Genomic DNA, 17,842 nt, shown 5'->3' with positions numbered 1-17,842 from the left:
GTGGGGGAGGGTGCAAGAGGGTTCGCTCCTTCCCGGCTGGGGGCGGGAGCAAGAACCCTTGCCCGAGCCCGCCGCCTCGCCATCGCTGAAGTAGCGGGTGTTTTCTCATGCTTTTCAGTCCATGACGCACTGCACAGCCTTTGTACATTGAAGCATCGCCATTTCCCTGTGCACAAGGCGCGTGCCCTGCGCGCGATGGCATGAACACCTATGAACACACCCCTGCATGGCGCCGCGGCCTCGTCGGCCGGTCCGGATTTCCTCCTGACGGACCATGATTTTTCGAAAATACGCACGCTGATCCACCAGCGGGCGGGCATTGCCCTGAGCACGCAGAAACGGCAAATGGTCTACAGCCGGCTGGCGCGGCGCCTGCGCGAGCTGCGGCTGACCGAGTTCGCGAGCTACCTGCGCTTTCTGGAGGCTGACCCGCATGGCGACGAGTGGCAGCAGTTCACCAATGCGCTGACCACCAACCTCACGGCCTTTTTCCGTGAGGCCCACCATTTCCCGCTGCTGGCCGAGCATGCCAAAAAATGCGCCCAGCCCATGAGTGTGTGGTGCTCGGCCGCCTCCACGGGCGAGGAGCCCTATTCGATTGCGATGACCTTGATCGAAGCGCTGGGCGATCGCGCCGCCGCGGCGGCCAGCGTGATGGCCACCGACATCGACACCCAGGTGCTGGCCAAGGCCCAGGCCGGCATCTTCACGATGGAGCAGGTCAGCAAGCTCTCGCCGGCGCGGCTCAAGCGCTTTTTCTTGAAGGGCGCGGGCGCGCAGGCCGGCAAGGTGCGCATACGGCCCGAAGTTGCGGCCATGGTGAAGTTCGAGCAGCTCAACCTGCTGGATGCCAGGTGGGCGCTGCGCGAGCCTTTTGACGCGATCTTCTGCCGCAATGTGATGATCTACTTCGACAAACCCACGCAGGGCCGCATCCTGCAGCGCTTTGCGCCGCTGCTGAAGCCGCACGGCCTGTTGTTTGCCGGGCATTCGGAAAACTTTTCTTTCGCCAGCGACATCTTTCGCCTCAGGGGCCAGACGGTGTACGAGAGGGTCGGGGCCTCGCCATGACCACGGCGCACCGGGAGACCCTGGCCACCCACCACTATTTCGACCGTGAATTCAACATCGCGGCGGTCAAGCTGCTGCCGGGCGAATACTTTGTGACCGCCAGCGACATGGTGCTGACCACCGTGCTGGGCTCCTGTGTCTCGGCCTGCGTGCGCGATGCCGTGGCCGGCATAGGCGGCATGAACCATTTCATGCTGCCCGAGGACGCCGAGCCCGGCACCCGCGGCGCGGCGGCCTCCATGCGCTACGGCGCCTATGCGATGGAAATGCTGCTCAACGAACTGTTCAAGGCCGGCGCGCGGCGCGAGCGGCTGGAGGCCAAGGTCTTTGGCGGCGGCGCGGTGCTGGCCAATATGACCTTGCTCAACATCGGCGAACGCAATGCCGATTTTGTGTTGCGCTATTTGCAGATGGAACAGGTGCGGGTGGCGGCGCAGGACTTGCGCGGCAACTACCCGCGGCGCATCAACTACTTCCCGGTGACGGGCAGGGTCACCATGCGCAAGCTGCGCCAGCAGGACGACGTGGCGCTGGTGCGGGACGAGGAGCAGGCGCTGGCCGCGACCTTGCGCAAGCCGGCGCGGCGCGAAGGGGTGGAGATATTCAACAACAGCAACGGCACGGCTGCGGGGGCAGGCGCGGCCGGCAGGAATGCGTGGGCCTTATGAGCGGGAGCGTGGGCATGAACAACAAGATCAAGGTGCTGTGCGTCGACGACTCGGCGCTGATACGCAGCCTGATGACCGAAATCATCAACAGCCAGCCCGACATGGTGGTGGTGGCCACGGCTTCCGACCCGCTGGTCGCGCGCGACCTGGTCAAGCAGCACAACCCCGATGTGATGACGCTGGACGTGGAAATGCCGCGCATGGACGGCCTGGAGTTCCTGGAAAAGCTCATGCGGCTGCGGCCCATGCCGGTGGTGATGGTGTCGTCGCTGACCGAGCGCGGCTCCGAAGCCGCGCTGCGCGCGCTCGAATTGGGTGCGATCGACTTTGTGACCAAGCCGCGCCTGGGCATACGCGACGGCCTGCTGTCTTATACCGATTTGATCGCCGGCAAGATTCGCATTGCGGCCAGTGCCAGGCTGCTGCCGGTGCGGCGCGCGGCGCCTGCCGGCGGCGCGGCCGGTGGTGAGGCACCCCTGCTGCACAGCCCGCTCCTGAGCACCGAAAAACTCATCATCATCGGCGCCTCCACCGGTGGTACCGAGGCCATACGCGAGGTGCTGCAGCCGCTGCCGCCCGACAGCCCGGCCATCCTCGTCGCTCAGCACATGCCGGCGGGGTTTACCCATTCGTTTGCGCAGCGGCTGAACGGCATCTGCCGCATCGCTGTGTCGGAAGCGGTGCACGGCGAGCGCGTGCTGCCCGGCCATGCCTACATCGCGCCGGGCGGTTTTCATCTGTCGCTCACGCGCAGCGGCGCCAACTATGTGGCCCAGGTCGACCAGGAGCCGCCGGTGAACCGGCACCGGCCTTCGGTGGACGTGCTGTTTGATTCGGCCGCGCGCCATGGGGGCAAGAACGCCATCGGCGTGATCCTGACCGGCATGGGGCGCGACGGCGCCGAGGGCCTGATGCGCATGCGCCAGGCCGGCGCCCACACCATCGCGCAGGACGAGGCGAGTTGCGTGGTCTACGGCATGCCGCGCGAGGCCGTGGCGCTGGGCGCGGTGGCCGAGGTGGCACCGCTGCGCGAGATCAGCCAGCGTGTGCTGGCGCACCTGCGCTCTCTCGGGGAGCGCGCCAACCGGGTGTAAGACCTCAAGCTGAACGCCAAACCGGCCGTAAAGCCGGTCGTAAAGGCCATCGTAAAACTGAATGAAAACTGGACAAGAACTGGAGTGAAGTGTGGTTGACAAAAACATCAAGATTCTGGTCGTGGATGACTTCCCGACCATGCGCCGTATCGTGCGCAACCTGCTCAAGGAGCTGGAGTTCGTCAACGTCGACGAGGCCGAGGACGGTGCCGCCGGCCTGGAAAAGGTCAAGACCGGCAGCTACGGCTTTGTGGTCTCGGACTGGAATATGCCCAACATGGACGGCCTGGCCATGCTGCAAGCCATACGCGCCGACCCGCAGTTCGCCAAACTGCCGGTGCTCATGGTGACGGCCGAGGCAAAAAAAGAAAACATCATCGCGGCCGCGCAGGCCGGCGCCAACGGCTATGTGGTCAAGCCCTTCACCGCCGTGACGCTGGAGGAAAAGATCAACAAGATCTTCGAAAAGATCGAGAAGGAAGGTGCCTGACATGGAAGCACACCAAGCCGTAGCATTGCACCCCGCGGCCGCCGGCGATTCGGCCGAGCAGCTGGTCAACCGCATCGGCCATTTGACGCGCCAGATGCGCGAGGGCATGCGCGAACTGGGCCTGGACAAAAGCATTGCCCGCGCGGCCGAGGCGATTCCCGATGCGCGCGACCGCCTGAGCTATGTGGCCCAGATGACCGAACGCGCGGCCGAAAGGGCGCTCAACGCCATCGACGTGGCCCAGCCCATACAGGACAGCCTGGCCAAGCAGGCGGTGGAGCTCGGCAAGCGCTGGGACGGCTGGTTCGCCAGCCCAGTCGAGTTGTCCGATGCGCGCGAGCTGGTGAAAGACACGCGCAGCTACCTGGCCGAAGCGCCGCAGCAGGCCAGCGCCACCAATGCGCAGCTCATGGAGATCATGATGGCCCAGGACTTCCAGGACCTGACCGGCCAGGTCATCAAGAAAATGATGGACGTGATCAAGGACATGGAGACGCAGCTGCTGCAGCTGCTGATCGACAACGCGCCGCCGGACAAGCGCCAGGAAGCGCAGGAGGCGGGCCAGGGTCTGCTCAATGGTCCGCAGATCAAGGTTGGCAATGCGGATGCTGTGGATGGGCAGGGGCAGGTAGACGACCTGCTCGCCAGCCTCGGGTTCTGAGCCGGTTCAGGCGCCGCAGGCCCCCATCCCCACCTTCCCCCAGCGGGGGAAGGAGTAAATACCGTTCTTGCTCCCTCCCTCAGTGGAGAAGGAGTAAATACCGTTCTTGCTCCCTCCCTCAGTGGAGAAGGAGTAAATATCGCTCTTGCTCCCTCCCTCAGTGGAGAAGGAGTAAATATCGCTCTTGCTCCCTCCCCCGCTGGGGGAGGGCAGGGGTGGGGGCCAGCGGCCCTGAAACACCCCCGCCTTTCCCCGCATGCACTTCCCCCTTATTGCCTGAAGAACAGCCCGATACAGGGCCTGTTTCGCAGATCGGTTTCAGGCCTGCGCTTCAATAATTCTGATGACGAGGTGCCTCTTGCGCCTCGCTCTGCGGAGTGCTGATGGCGGAAGAAAGTGAGCTCGAAAAGACCGAACCGGCCTCGCCGCGCCGCCTGGAAAAGGCACGCGAAGAAGGCCAGGTGGCGCGGTCGCGCGAGCTGGTCACCTTTGTCATGCTCAGCACCGGTGTGGCCGGCCTGTGGATGCTGGGCGAGATGATGGGCGGGCACTTCAACAGCGCGCTGCGAAACGGCCTGCAGTTCGAGCGTGCCTCGGCTTTTGATCCCTCGCACATGATGAACCAGGCCGGCACCGCCGTGCTGCACGCCATGCAGGCGCTGCTGCCGGTGCTGCTGATGATGCTGGTGGCCGCGCTGGTCGCGCCCATGTTGCTGGGCGGCTGGTTGCTGTCGGGCAAATCGCTGGCGCCGAATTTTTCCAAGCTCAACCCGGTTGCCGGCATAGGCCGCATGTTCTCGGTCGAATCGCTGGCCGAACTCGTCAAGACTTTGCTCAAGTCGGCGCTGGTGGGCGGCGTCGCCTGGTGGGTGATCGCGGACGACCTGGGCGCCATCATGGGCCTGATGCGTGAGCCCTCGCATGCCGCGCTGCCGCACACCCTGCACCTGGTGGCGGGCAGCTGCGCGCTGATCATCGCCTCGCTGCTGCTGGTGGCCGGCATCGACGTGCCTTACCAGCTCTGGAGCCACGCGCGCAAGCTGCGCATGTCGCGCGAAGACCTGCGCCAGGAGAACAAGGAAAGCGAGGGCGACCCGCACATCAAGGCGCAGATACGCCGGCAGCAGCAACAGATGGCCAAGCGCCGCATGATGGCCGAGGTGCCCAAGGCCGACATCGTCGTGACCAACCCGACGCACTTCGCGGTCGCCCTCAAGTACATCGACAAGGACATGCGCGCGCCGCGTGTCATCGCCAAAGGCACAGACCTGGTGGCCCTGCGCATACGCGCCATGGCCGAGGAACACAAGATCCCGGTGCTGGAAGCGCCGCCGCTGACGCGCGCGCTGTATCGCCACACCAAGCTCGGTGACGAGATCCCCGCGGCGCTGTATTCGGCGGTGGCCGAGGTGCTGGCCTGGGCCTACCAGCTGCGCCGCGCGGCCGAGGGCGGCGTGGCGCCGCCGCGCGCGCCGCGCGACCTGCCGGTGCCTGAGTCGCTGGACCCACATGCCCCCCTTGCCTCCCTTGCCCCGGCAGGAGCCGCCGCATGACGCTGGTCGACGACCTGATGCGCCTGCCGCGCCAGATGATGGCCGGCGGCAAAGGCAAGGGCCTGGCCGGCCCGGTGCTCATCATCCTGATCCTCAGCATGATGGTGCTGCCGCTGCCGCCGTTTTTGCTGGACCTGCTGTTCACCTTCAACATCGCGCTGTCCATCATGGTGCTGCTGGTCAGCATGTACACCATGAAGGCGCTGGACTTCGCGGCCTTCCCGGCCGTGCTGCTGTTCACCACGCTGCTGCGCCTGTCGCTCAACGTCGCCTCCACGCGCGTGGTGCTGATGGAAGGCCACACCGGACCCGACGCGGCCGGCAAGGTGATCGAGGCTTTCGGCCATTTCCTGGTGGGCGGCAACTTCGCGGTCGGCGTGATGGTTTTCATCATCCTGGTGGTGATCAACTTCATGGTCATCACCAAGGGCGCGGGCCGCATCGCCGAGGTGGGTGCGCGCTTCACGCTGGACGCGATGCCGGGCAAGCAGATGGCGATCGACGCCGACCTCAATGCCGGCTTGATCGGCGAGGACGTGGCGCGCAAGCGCCGCGCCGAAGTGGCGCAGGAAGCCGACTTCTACGGATCCATGGACGGCGCCAGCAAGTTTGTGCGCGGCGACGCCGTGGCCGGTCTGCTGATCCTGGTGATCAACATCATCGGCGGGCTCATCGTCGGCATGGCCCAGCACGGCCTGGATTTTTCGCAGGCGGCCACGAGCTACACCTTGCTGGCGATCGGCGACGGCCTGGTCGCGCAGATCCCGGCACTGGTGATCTCCACGGCGGCCGGTGTCATCGTCTCGCGCGTCACCACCGACGAGGACGTGGGCGGCCAGCTCACGGGCCAGCTCTTCGCGAATCCGCAGGTGCTGTTCCTGACGGCCGGCGTCATAGGCCTGATGGGTCTGATCCCCGGCATGCCCAATATCGCGTTTCTGATCATCGCGGGCGGCCTGGTCTGGCTGGGGCGGCGCATTGCGCGGCGCGGCGCTGCGGGCGCGGCCGCAGCGGCGCAAGCCCCACCGCCACCGGCCCCGGCCGAATCGCAGGAGGCCAGTTGGGACGACGTGGCCCTGGTGGATCCGCTGGGGCTGGAAGTCGGCTACCGGCTGATCTCGCTGGTCGACAAAAGCCAGAACGGCGAGCTGCTGGGCCGCATCAAAAGCATACGCAAGAAGTTCGCGCAGGACATCGGTTTCCTGGTGCCGGTGGTCCACATCCGCGACAACCTGGAGATCAAGCCCAACGCCTATGTGCTCAAGCTCAAGGGCGTGCAGATCGGCGAGGGCGAGGCCTTTCCCGGCCAGTGGATGGCCATCAACCCGGGCCAGGTCAGCGCAAGCCTGCCGGGCACGCAGACCAAGGACCCGGCTTTCGGCCTGCCCGCGACCTGGATAGACAGCGGCCTGCGCGAGCAGGCGCAGATCTACGGCTACACCGTGGTCGACGCCAGCACCGTGGTGGCCACGCATTTAAACCACCTCATCCACGCGCATGCGGCCGAGCTGCTGGGCCGGCAGGAGGTGCAGCAGCTGCTGGACCGCATCGGCAAGGAGTCGCCCATGCTGGTGCAGGACCTGGTGCCCAAGACGCTCTCGCTCACCACGCTGCAGAAAGTGCTGCAAAACCTGCTCGAGGAAAACGTGCCGATACGCGATATGCGCACCATCCTCGACGTGCTGGCCGAGCACGGGCCCACGGTGACCGACACCACCGAACTGAGCTCGCTGATACGGCTGGCGCTGTCGCGCGCCATCGTGCAGCAGATCTTCCCGGGCAACGAAGCCCTGCAGGTGATAGGCCTGGACAGCGCGCTGGACCGTGTGCTGCTGCAGGCCCTGGCCAACAGCGCCGGCCTGGAGCCGGGCCTGGCCGACAGGCTGCTGCGCGAAGCCCAGCAGGCCATGGACCGCCAGGCCGGGCTGGGCCTGGCGCCGGTGCTGGTGGTGCAGCACCCGCTGCGCGTGCTGCTGGCGCGCTTCCTTCGCCGCAGCCTGCCGCAGCTCAAGGTGCTGTCGCACGCTGAGATACCCGACACCCGCACCATCCAGGTGACCGCCACGATTGGAGCCACGACGTGAACAGCCGCAGCAGCAACGCCACCGAACAGACCTGCCGGATCGTCGCGCCTTCGAGCCGCGAGGCCTTGCGCCTGGTGCGCGAAAAACTGGGCCCCGATGCGGTGGTGCTTTCGAACCGCGTGACGGTCGATGGCGTGGAAGTCGTCGCGGCGCTCGAGGAGTTTGCCGCCACCTCCCTACCCGAACCCGCGCCGGCTGTGGTGGCCACGCCCGCCCCGGTCGAAAGCGACCCCGTGTTGCGCGAAATCCATTCCATGCGCGGCATGATCGAAGAGCAACTCGCCGGCATGGCATGGAACGACAAGCAGCGTCGCGACCCGGTGCGCGGCCATTTGCTGCGCACCCTGCTGGGCGCGGGTTTCAGCGCACGCCTGGCCAAGGACATCCTGCAGGACCTGCCCACGGGCCAGGGCCAGGCGCAGGGCATGGACTATGCGAAGGCCGAGCTCGCGCGCCGCATGCCGCTGCTCGAGGACGAAGGCGCGCTGTTGGACGAGGGCGGCGTCTATGCGCTGATGGGCCCGACCGGCGTGGGCAAGACCACCACCACGGCCAAGCTCGCGGCGCGCTGCGTGATGCGCTTCGGCGCCGACAAGCTGGCGCTGGTCACCACCGACAGCTACCGCATAGGTGCGTACGAGCAGTTGCGCATCTACGGCCAGATCCTGGGCGTGTCGGTGCATGCGGTGAAAGACGCGGCCGACCTGGACCGGGTGCTGGCCGGCCTGCGCGACAAGCACATGGTGCTGATAGACACCGTGGGCATGAGCCAGCGCGACCGCGCGGTGGCCGGGCAGATCGCCATGCTGTGCGGCGCGAGCCGGCCCGTCAAGCGGCTGCTGCTGCTCAATGCCTCCAGCCACGGCGACACCTTGAACGAAGTGGTGCAGGCCTACCGCCACGGCGAGAAGGCCGATGGCGCAACGGATGGGCAGTGGGACCTCGCGGGCTGCATCTTCACCAAGGTCGACGAGGCCACGCACCCCGGCGCGCTGATCGACATGGCGATACGCCACCAGCTGCCGGTGCATTACATCTCCAGCGGCCAGCAGGTGCCCGAGCACCTGGCGCCGGCTGACGGCCAGGCCCTGGTCGACAGCGTGTTCCAGGCCCGAAGCCGCAGCGCGCTGTTTGTGCCCGGCGAGTCCGACCTGGAAGACAAACCCGCGGCAGGCGGCGATGAGGCGCAGGCCGCCAGCGAGCGCCTGCGCGCGCAATGCCGGCAACTGATCAATGCCTTGACGCACAACGCGCAGGCGCTGGCCGCCAACGCGGCAGCGCTGTCGCAGGGCGGCATAGGTTTTGAGGAAACGCGTGCGCTGTGGCGCCGGCTTTGCGACCCCGCAGGTGCCGGCGACGCGCAGAGTGTCTCGCAGATGCTGCTGTCCCAGGCGATTGAGGGCAGTGCCGCGCTGTGCGGCGACCATGTGCTGGCCGTGGCCGGTGAGGCGCGCGGGAGCGAAGCAGCGCCAGGGCTGGGCAGCACGCTGCTGCTGTCGGACCGCACGGGCAAGGTGTTTGCGGTGCCACTGCAGGGCGATGCGGATTCTGCGCAGCCCGCCGGCTGGGCGCTGCAGCCCGCGCTCGGCAAAACCGTGGTCCACCTGTTCGCGCAGGTGCCCGAGGCCGGTTTGATCCGGCAGTGGCAAGCCGAGGGGCGCGCCTGGGCGGCGGCCGGCGGCTCGGCCATGCGCATGGTTGACCCGGAGACCGGCGCGCGCGGCACACTGGGCCGCTTGGCTGCGGGCCTGGATTTCGGCCCGGCCCAGCCCGTGGTGTATCGCAAGAAGGCGGCCCTGATGTCGGTGGCCGAGGCGCGTGTCAGCCTGCGGCCCGAACTGGGTGAGATGGCCCCCGGCACGCAGCCGCCCTTGCCGGTGCTGCGCTGCGTGGTCAGGCGCATGGTCGATGCGCACAGCGGCAAGCTGCTGGCGCACAGCTACGTGCTGGCCGGCGAGGGCCTGCGCGTCCCGGCCCACAGCCTGGCGCAGTGGCCCAGCTGGCGCAGCGCCGCCGAACCGTATTTCAAACTGCTGGGCCAGGGCTTCAGCCAGCTCGATGCGGCTGCTGCACCCGCGCGCCGGCTGATTGCCGGCCGCGCCTGCGCCACCGTCTTTTTGCTGCAGGGCCTGCGGGACGCCTGGGCCGATACGGCACGCGCGGCGCTCGCGCAACTGGCGGGGCGCGCGCCGAAAGCGGGCCGGCCCGTGCCGGCCGCCGTACTGCTCGAAGGCCTGGGCAAGCTGCTGGTGTTGCTCGACGCGCTGGAGACGGAAGGCATGGCCGCGCCGTCCCCCGCGCACCTGCCCGCCGCGCGCGGCTGAGGATGAAACCGTGAAGACACCGGGCAGCGACCAGGCCGACGGGCTCAGGCGCCTCATGGCGAACAGCCCGGGCCGGCTGCTGGCTTTTGTGGGCGGCGCGCCCGGCGTGGGCGTGAGCAGCATCACCATGAACATCGCGGCGGCGCTGGCCCGGCTGGGCCAGGACGTTCGCCTGCACGATGAGCGCGGCGATGCGCCGCAAGCGTATGCGCGCAGCCAGGGCCGGCTGGTGCTGGTGGATGCGCGGCTGGACGGCGAGGGCCTGCTCTCGCCGCTGGCGGCCCGGGCCGACGACGTGGTGGTGCTGCTGCGGCCGCAGGTGGAAGCCATCACGGCCGCCTATGCCTGCATCAAGCGGCTGCAGCAGGCGCACGCGCTGCAGCGCATGCGCGTGCTGGTCAACCATGCGATGGATGAGGGTGATGCCGCCCGCATCTTGGCCAACCTGGCCAGCGTCGCGCGCGGCTACCTCGGGCTGGCGCTGGAGCCGGCCGGCTGCATACGCGAGGACGTGCAGCTGGCGCAGGCGCGCTGGCTCAACATGAGCGTGGTGCAAGCCTTCCCGGGCAGCCCGGCCGCGCTGGACGTCGATGCGCTTGCCGCCGATTTGCTGCGCTGGCCGGTGCCTTCGGAACGCCAGGAATCACCTTCGGGGCCTGCGCCCCGGGAGCGGTCCCCGGCGGTGTCCCGCGCCGCCGCCTGATCTCTCTACCGTTCAAGAAGCAGGAGGAATCCTTCCATGTACACCCCCCAGGGAAAGATGGCCCAGTCCGCGCCGGAACTGCTGGCCCAGCACGCGCCGCTGGTGCGCAGGCTGGCGCTGCAGCTGATCGCCAGGCTGCCGGCCAGTGTGGAGCTGGACGACCTGATTCAGGTCGGCATGATGGGCCTGCTGGACGCCGCCGAAAAATACCAGGACGACCAGGGCGCGAAGTTTGAAACCTACGCGAGCCAGCGCATACGCGGCGCCATGCTCGACGAGCTGCGCGCCAACGACTGGGTGTCGCGCGGCCTGCGCAAGTCCTCGCGCAGCGTGTCCATGGCGGTGCGCGCGCAGGAGCAGAAGCTGGGCCGCGCGCCCAGCGAAAGCGAAATCGCCCAGGCCATGGAGCTGCCCCTGGCGGCCTACCAGCAACTGCTGCAGGAGATACACGGCTGCCAGCTTGTGTATTACGAAGACTTTGAGCGCGGCGACAGCGAGAACGGCGAGAGCAGTTTTCTGGACCGGCAAGACCACGGCGACCGCGTGCTGGCCGACGAGCCGCTCACGCAGCTGCTGCAGGGCGACTTCCGGCGGCAACTCATCGCCGCCATCGGTGAACTGCCCGAGCGCGAGCAGTTGCTGCTGAGCCTTTATTACGACGAAGAGCTGAACCTGCGCGAGATAGGCGCGGTGCTCGACGTGACCCAGTCACGCGTCTGCCAGCTGCACAGCCAGGCCATCAGCCGGCTGCGCGCCGGCCTGGCGGAGGTGCTGGGGTTGGAGGTGGCGCCGCGCAAGCCCGCAGCGGCGCCGGCTGCCGCCCGCCCCCGGGTTGCGAGGGTTATGTTGTGAGGTGTCTGCTCTTGCCCTCTGCATGGGCTTGCTGGCCGGGGGTTGCCCGGCGGCAAGTAACTTTCTTTTGCTTCGCCAAAAGAAAGTCACCAAAGAAAAGGCGACCCGCAGTCTGGGTCCCCTGCGCTGCGCTACGGGGCAACCTGCGGTGCTCGAGCCAAGCGGGGTCAAAAACAACTCGCCTGCGGCTCAAACACGTTTTTGCCCTGATCCGCTTGTCTCTGCGCTCCTCGGCCCAGCCAGGACGGGGCAATCGGGAGCGGGGACAAAAAACAAGGACACGCCGTGGCGTGTCCTTGTTTGGGTATTCGGGGTTCTGTCTTCGGCTGTTTGGCTGTTGGTAGTCGGGCCCCTTGTGTATGCGCCGAGGAGCGCAGGTCCAGACGGATAAGGGCAAAAACGTGTTTGAGCGCAGCGAGTTGTTTTTGACCCCGTCTGGGCCGAGCACCGCAGGCTGCCCCGTAGCGCAGCGGAGGGGACGCAGACACCAGGGTCGCCTTTTCTTTTGCTTACTTTTCTTTTGGCGAAGCAAAAGAAAAGTGAGTTGCCGCCGGGCAACCCCCGGCCAGCAGAACCAAGAAGAGGGCGGTGAAGGGAGGAAGGAGGAGAGGGGAGAGCACGCTCAGCCGGCGCAAGACCCGGCCCCCAAACTTAAGTTTTCATCAGGCCAGTCGATAGATGAACGATAGATAAAAGATAGATAAAGACATCCATTCATTCCAAAGGAATCCGTATGCACGAAACAAACAGCAGCCCCGCCGCAGCCGGTAAATCACTCGAATTCCTGGCCTTCAGGCTGGGCCGGGAAGAGTACGGCGTGGACATCCAGAGAGTGCAGGAGCTGCGCGGCTACGACACGGTCACGCGCATCGCCAATGCGCCCGAACACATCAAGGGCGTGGTCAACCTGCGCGGCATCATCGTGCCGATTGTGGACATGCGCATCAAGTTCAATCTCGGCACGCCCAGCTACGACCAGTTCACCGTGGTGATCATCCTGAACATCGCCAGCCGGGTGATGGGCATGGTGGTGGACAGTGTGTCGGACGTGATCACGCTGGAATCCGACCAGGTCAGGCCCGCACCCGAAATGGGCGCGCTGCTGGACACCGAATACCTCATTGGCCTGGGCACGCTGGACGAGCGCATGCTCATCCTGGTCGACATCGACAAGCTCATGTCCAGCAGCGACATGGCCCTGATCAACACCGCCGCCGCGCAATAAGCGGCCGTCCCCTATTTGTTCTGGAGTTTTCATCATGTTCTTAGGCAATATCTCCATCGGCAAGCGTCTGGCCGCCGTGGTCGGCCTCATTCTTGCGCTGTTTGTGACGAGCAGCGTGCTCGCGGTCTTCAAGCTCAGCCAGCTGGGCGAGGAAATCAAGACCATGGTCGAGAAAAATGTGAAGACCGAGCGGGCCGGTTCCGACTGGCTGCGCCACACCACCGCGGGCATACAGCGCGCCGCGGCCATCGCCAAGAGCAGCGACGCCAGCCTGATTCCGTATTTCGCGCCGGCGTCCGAAACCTCGATCAAGAACACCAATGAGCTGCAGAAATTCCTGGAGCAGCAGATGGACACGCCCGAGAAAAAGCAGCTGTTCGACAAGGTGGGCGAGCTGCGCAAGATCTACCTGGCCGCACGCGAGGACGTCAGCAAGGCCAAGCAGGCGGGGGACCTTGAAGGCGCGAACCGCGTTTTTACCGAGCGCTTTGAGCCCACCTCGCGCGCCTACCTGGCCGGCGTGCAGAAAATGGTCGACACCGAACGCCAGCTGCTCGACGAAGCCGCGCAGCGCAGCGAGGACTTGCGCGCGAGGATCAGCCTGCTGCTGGTCGTCTGCAGCGTGTTCTCGCTGGGCCTGGGCGCCTTGCTGGCCTGGCTGCTGGCGCGCAGCATCACCCGGCCCCTGTCGCATGCGGTGCAGGTGGCACGCGCGGTCGCGTCGGGCGACCTGACCAGCCGGATTGAGGTGGAGAGCCAGGACGAAACCGGCCAGCTCATGCAGGCGCTGAAAGACATGAACGACAGCCTGGTGGGCATCGTCGGCAATGTGCGCAGCGGCACGGACACGATTGCCACGGCCAGCAGCGAGATCGCGGCAGGCAACCATGATTTGTCGTCACGCACCGAACAGCAGGCGAGTTCGCTCGAAGAAACCGCTGCTTCCATGGAAGAGCTGACCTCCACCGTCAAACAGAATGCCGACAACGCACGCCAGGCCAACCAGCTGGCGGTGTCCGCGTCCAGCGTTGCAGTCAAGGGCGGCAGCGTGGTGGCCGAAGTGGTGGGAACCATGGGCGCGATCAATGCGTCCTCGCGCAAGATTGTGGACATCATTGGCGTGATTGACGGCATTGCCTTCCAGACCAATATCCTGGCGCTCAATGCCGCCGTGGAAGCCGCGCGTGCCGGCGAACAGGGCAGRGGCTTTGCSGTSGTKGCCGCYGAAGTKCGCAACCTGGCCCAGCGCAGTGCCGCAGCCGCTAAAGAGATCAAGACCTTGATCGAYGATTCGGTGAGCAAGGTCGARGAGGGCAGCAGCCAGGTCGCCGAAGCCGGCAAGACCATGGACGAGATTGTCGACAGCGTYAAACGCGTGACCGACATCATGGCCGAGATCACCGCGGCCAGCCAAGAGCAGACCTCGGGCATCGAGCAGATCAACCAGGCGATCACGCAGATGGACCAGGTGACCCAGCAGAATGCGGCGCTGGTGGAGCAAGCGGCCGCTGCGGCTTTGTCGTTGCAGGAGCAGGCCAGCGGTTTGTCGCAGGCTGTCAGCGTGTTCAAGGTCGAGGGCGGCCATGTTGCCCAGGCGTACCACCGCCCCGCGCCAAGCCGGCCGGCCGCTACACCGAAACAACCGCCCCAGGCGCGGCAGGCGATTGCGGGGGCGCGCAAACCTGCGGTTGCAGGCGGCGAACTGGCGGTCGCGGGCGGCGGGAACTGGGAAAATTTTTAAGCCGGGTCTTGCTCCGGCTTGCGCGCTCTTCCCCTTCCTCCTTCTCCTCTCTTCGTCTTTTTGCTTACTCTGCTGAGGCTTGTTGGCCGGGGGTAGCCCGGCGGCTACTCACTTTTATCGAAACCCGCAAAGCGGGTTTTCTTTTGTTCGCCAAAAGGCGCGCTACGCGCGCGGGGTTTGCTCACTTCGCGCAGCGAAGTTACGCAAACACCAAAAGTAAGCAAAAGAAAAGGCGACCCTGGTGTCTGCGTCCCCTTCGCTTCGCTACGGGGCAGCCTGCGGTGCTCGGTCCAGACGGGGTCAAAAACAACTCGCTTCGCTCAGACACGTTTTTGCCCTTATCCGTCTGGACCTGCGCTCCTCGGCGCAGACACAAGGGGCCCGACTACCAACAGCCAACAGCCGAAGGCAGAACCCCGAATACCTAAACCACAAGGACACGCCATGGCGTGTCCTTGTTTGTATTGGTCTTCTTTGTTTTTTGTCTCCGCTCCCGATTGCCCCGTCTTGGCTGGGCCGAGGAGCGCAGAGACAAGCGGATCAGGGCAAAAACGTGTCTGAGCGAAGCGAGTTGTTTTTGACCCCGCTTGGCTCGAGCACCGCAGGTTGCCCCGTAGCGCAGCGGAGGGGACCCAGACTGCGGGTCGCCTTTTCTTTGGTGACTTTCTTTTGGCGAAGCAAAAGAAAGTTACTGGCCGCCGGGCCACCCCCGGCCAGCAACTCTCAGCAGAGGGCGATGAAGGGAGGAAGGAAGAGAGGGGAGAGCGCGCACAGCCGGAGCAAGACCCGGCTCACCCCCCCAACCTTAAGTTTTCACCACAAGCGGCCGATACACCTCATACAGACATCCCCATCGAGTCCAAGGAATCCGTATGCCCGAAACAAACAGCAGCCCCGCCGCAGCCGGTAAATCACTCGAATTCCTGGCCTTCAGGCTGGGTCAGGAAGAGTACGGCGTGGACATCCAGAAAGTGCAGGAGCTGCGCGGTTACGACACGGTGACGCGCATCGCCAATGCGCCCGAACACATCAAGGGCGTGGTCAACCTGCGCGGCATCATCGTGCCGATTGTGGACATGCGCATCAAGTTCAATCTCGGCACGCCCAGCTACGACCAGTTCACCGTGGTCATCATTTTGAACATCGCCAGCCGGGTGATGGGCATGGTGGTGGACAGCGTCTCGGACGTGATCACGCTGGAATCCGACCAGGTCAGGCCCGCGCCCGAGATGGGCGCGCTGCTGGACACCGAATACCTCATAGGCCTGGGCACGCTGGACGAGCGCATGCTCATCCTCGTTGATATCGACAAGCTCATGTCCAGCAGCGACATGGCGCTGATAGAGCGCGCCACCGCCTGATTCCCCGGCCCGGCCCATCCTTCGCTTTTTGAAAGTTCTCCCATGACACTCAACAACATCAAGGTCGGCAGCCGCCTTGCGCTGGCTTTCGGCCTGATCCTTTTCATCATGGCGGTGATTTCCGCCACCGGCGTCTGGCGCCTGCAGGGCCTGGCCGACACGACCCACCGCCTCGGCACCGTCGACAACGAGCAACTCAGGATGGCGGTGCAATGGCGCCAGACCATTGACCTCAACTGGGTGCGCACCCGCGCCTCCATCCTGGACGCGGACACCAGCCGCATCCCCATGTGGCAGGCCGACATGGACAAGACTTCGGAAATCTCGAATGCCTCGCGCAAGCGGCTGGTCGAGCTGGTCCAGACTGAAGAGGGTAAAAAGCTCCTGGCCAGCATCGACGCCGCGCGCGAAGCCTACCGAACGCCGCGCTCGGCCGTGCTCAAGCGGCGGCATGCCGGCGAGGACGTCACCGCCGTACTGGAGCGCGAGCTCAAGCCGCTGGCCGAAGCCTACAGCGAGAGCATCCACCAGCTGGAGGAGCACCAGCAAAACCTGTACGACGAGGCGCTGCTGAACGCCGAGAAGAACGCGGACCAGGGCAAATGGATACTGGTGGTGGGCGCTGTGCTGGCCTTGCTGCTGGGCACTGCATCGGCGGTTGTGCTGACGCGTTCCATCACCCGGCCTTTGCGGCAGGCGGCCCGCAGCGCGCGCTTCATCGCCGACGGCGACCTGACCCAGCCCGTCCACAGCGAGGGCCGTGATGAAGCGGCCGAACTGCTGCAGGCCCTGAAGACCATGCAGGACAACCTGGTGGGTATCGTCGGCAATGTGCGCAGCGGCACGGACACGATTGCCACGGCCAGCAGCGAGATCGCGGCGGGCAACCATGATTTGTCATCGCGCACCGAGCAGCAGGCGAGTTCGCTGGAAGAGACGGCGGCCTCGATGGAGGAATTGACTTCCACGGTTAAACAGAATGCCGACAATGCCCGCCAGGCCAACCAGCTGGCGGTGTCCGCGTCCAGTGTCGCGGTCAAGGGTGGCAGCGTGGTCGCTGAAGTGGTCGGCACCATGGGCGCGATCAATGCGTCGTCGCGCAAGATTGTGGACATCATCGGTGTGATTGACGGCATTGCGTTTCAAACCAATATCCTGGCTTTGAACGCCGCTGTTGAAGCGGCAAGAGCCGGTGAACAGGGCCGAGGCTTTGCCGTCGTTGCCGCCGAAGTGCGCAACCTGGCCCAGCGCAGTGCTGCGGCCGCCAAGGAAATCAAAACCCTCATTGGCGACTCGGTGGACAAAGTCGAAGAAGGCAGCAAGCAGGTCGCCGAAGCCGGAAAGACCATGGACGAGATTGTCGACAGCGTCAAACGTGTGACCGACATCATGGCCGAGATCACCGCGGCCAGCCAGGAACAGACCTCCGGCATTGAGCAGATCAACCAGGCGATCACGCAGATGGACCAGGTCACGCAGCAGAACGCGGCACTCGTTGAGCAGGCGGCCGCCGCGGCGTCCTCCTTGCAAGAGCAGGCCAGCGGCCTGTCGCAGGTGGTGAGTGTGTTCAAGGTGAGCGGCGGGCATGCGCCGGCTGCGCAACATCAACGCGCCCATGTGGCCCGGCCCGCGACGCCCAAACAGCCGCCGCAAGTGCGCGAGGCGATTGCCGCGCCGCGCAGGCCGGCAGCTCCTGCGGGTGAGCTGGCCGTGGCCGGCGGCAACTGGGAAACGTTTTAGCCGGGTCTTGCGCCGGCGGGCGCGCCTCGGTTCTCTTATCTCCTCTGTTCTCTTGCTGAGTACGGCTGGCCGGGACTCGCCCCGGCGGGCGAGGCACTTTTCTTTGCTTCGCCAAAGAAAAGTACCCAAAAGAAAGGCGACCCGCAGTCTGGGTCCCTCCGCTTCGCTGCGGGCAACCTGCGGTGCTCGAGCCAAGCGGGGTCAAAAACAACTCGCCTGCGGCTCAAACACGTTTTTGCCCTGATCCGCTTGTCTCTGCGCTCCTCGGCCCAGCC

14 protein-coding genes are annotated in these 17,842 nt (G+C 65.6%); all 14 read left to right on the top strand.

Annotated elements, in window-relative coordinates; all coding sequences use genetic code 11:
• Positions 1–210 precede the first annotated feature (210 nt).
• The 14 genes from AC1DXS_RS23855 (at position 211) to AC1DXS_RS23790 (ending at position 17,567) form a co-directional block, all read left to right on the top strand.
• The gene (locus AC1DXS_RS23855) at positions 211–1,071 is read left to right on the top strand and encodes a CheR family methyltransferase (RefSeq protein ID WP_477739920.1); all 861 of its coding nucleotides are present in this window, start codon (positions 211–213) and stop codon (positions 1,069–1,071) included.
• Positions 1,068–1,739, top strand: coding sequence for a chemoreceptor glutamine deamidase CheD (gene cheD, locus AC1DXS_RS23850; RefSeq protein ID WP_477739919.1), 672 nt, complete (start codon positions 1,068–1,070; stop codon positions 1,737–1,739). Before AC1DXS_RS23855 ends, cheD begins: the two co-directional genes overlap by 4 nt.
• Positions 1,740–1,753: 14 nt before the next feature.
• Complete coding sequence (locus tag AC1DXS_RS23845) at positions 1,754–2,833, top strand: protein-glutamate methylesterase/protein-glutamine glutaminase (RefSeq protein ID WP_477739918.1); 1,080 nt, start codon at positions 1,754–1,756, stop codon at positions 2,831–2,833.
• A gap of 91 nt (positions 2,834–2,924) precedes the next feature.
• Positions 2,925–3,323 carry a chemotaxis response regulator CheY gene (gene cheY / locus AC1DXS_RS23840; protein ID WP_007873092.1) on the top strand — a complete coding sequence of 133 codons (399 nt, stop codon included), beginning with the start codon at positions 2,925–2,927 and terminating at the stop codon, positions 3,321–3,323.
• Position 3,324: 1 nt separating this feature from the next.
• Positions 3,325–3,984, top strand: a complete 660-nt coding sequence (gene cheZ / locus AC1DXS_RS23835) for a protein phosphatase CheZ (RefSeq protein WP_477739917.1) — start codon at positions 3,325–3,327, stop codon at positions 3,982–3,984.
• A 383-nt stretch (positions 3,985–4,367) separates the two neighbouring features.
• The gene (gene flhB / locus AC1DXS_RS23830) at positions 4,368–5,537 is read left to right on the top strand and encodes a flagellar biosynthesis protein FlhB (protein ID WP_477739916.1); all 1,170 of its coding nucleotides are present in this window, start codon (positions 4,368–4,370) and stop codon (positions 5,535–5,537) included.
• A 17-nt stretch (positions 5,538–5,554) separates the two neighbouring features.
• The gene (gene flhA, locus AC1DXS_RS23825) at positions 5,555–7,621 is read left to right on the top strand and encodes a flagellar biosynthesis protein FlhA (protein ID WP_477739921.1); all 2,067 of its coding nucleotides are present in this window, start codon (positions 5,555–5,557) and stop codon (positions 7,619–7,621) included.
• Positions 7,618–9,945 carry a flagellar biosynthesis protein FlhF gene (flhF, locus tag AC1DXS_RS23820; protein WP_477739915.1) on the top strand — a complete coding sequence of 776 codons (2,328 nt, stop codon included), beginning with the start codon at positions 7,618–7,620 and terminating at the stop codon, positions 9,943–9,945. The genes flhA and flhF overlap by 4 nt, the downstream gene beginning before the upstream one ends.
• A gap of 10 nt (positions 9,946–9,955) precedes the next feature.
• Positions 9,956–10,648, top strand: coding sequence for a MinD/ParA family ATP-binding protein (locus tag AC1DXS_RS23815; RefSeq protein WP_477739914.1), 693 nt, complete (start codon positions 9,956–9,958; stop codon positions 10,646–10,648).
• A 36-nt stretch (positions 10,649–10,684) separates the two neighbouring features.
• Complete coding sequence (locus AC1DXS_RS23810) at positions 10,685–11,500, top strand: RNA polymerase sigma factor FliA (protein WP_477739913.1); 816 nt, start codon at positions 10,685–10,687, stop codon at positions 11,498–11,500.
• A gap of 733 nt (positions 11,501–12,233) precedes the next feature.
• Positions 12,234–12,725 (top strand): chemotaxis protein CheW, encoded by a 492-nt coding sequence (locus tag AC1DXS_RS23805; protein ID WP_477739912.1) that lies wholly within the window; start codon positions 12,234–12,236, stop codon positions 12,723–12,725.
• A gap of 34 nt (positions 12,726–12,759) precedes the next feature.
• Positions 12,760–14,466, top strand: coding sequence for a methyl-accepting chemotaxis protein (locus AC1DXS_RS23800; RefSeq protein WP_477739911.1), 1,707 nt, complete (start codon positions 12,760–12,762; stop codon positions 14,464–14,466).
• Positions 14,467–15,338: 872 nt separating this feature from the next.
• Entirely contained in the window at positions 15,339–15,827 is a 489-nt protein-coding gene (locus AC1DXS_RS23795; protein WP_477739910.1) for a chemotaxis protein CheW, read from the top strand.
• Positions 15,828–15,869: 42 nt separating this feature from the next.
• Positions 15,870–17,567 (top strand): methyl-accepting chemotaxis protein, encoded by a 1,698-nt coding sequence (locus AC1DXS_RS23790; RefSeq protein WP_477739909.1) that lies wholly within the window; start codon positions 15,870–15,872, stop codon positions 17,565–17,567.
• Positions 17,568–17,842 lie beyond the last annotated feature (275 nt).

The sequence above is a fragment of the Polaromonas sp. P3_B1 genome (genome assembly GCF_056402935.1).
Note: the sequence above shows the minus strand (reverse complement) of the source record. Positions and strands in the feature narration are given on the sequence as shown.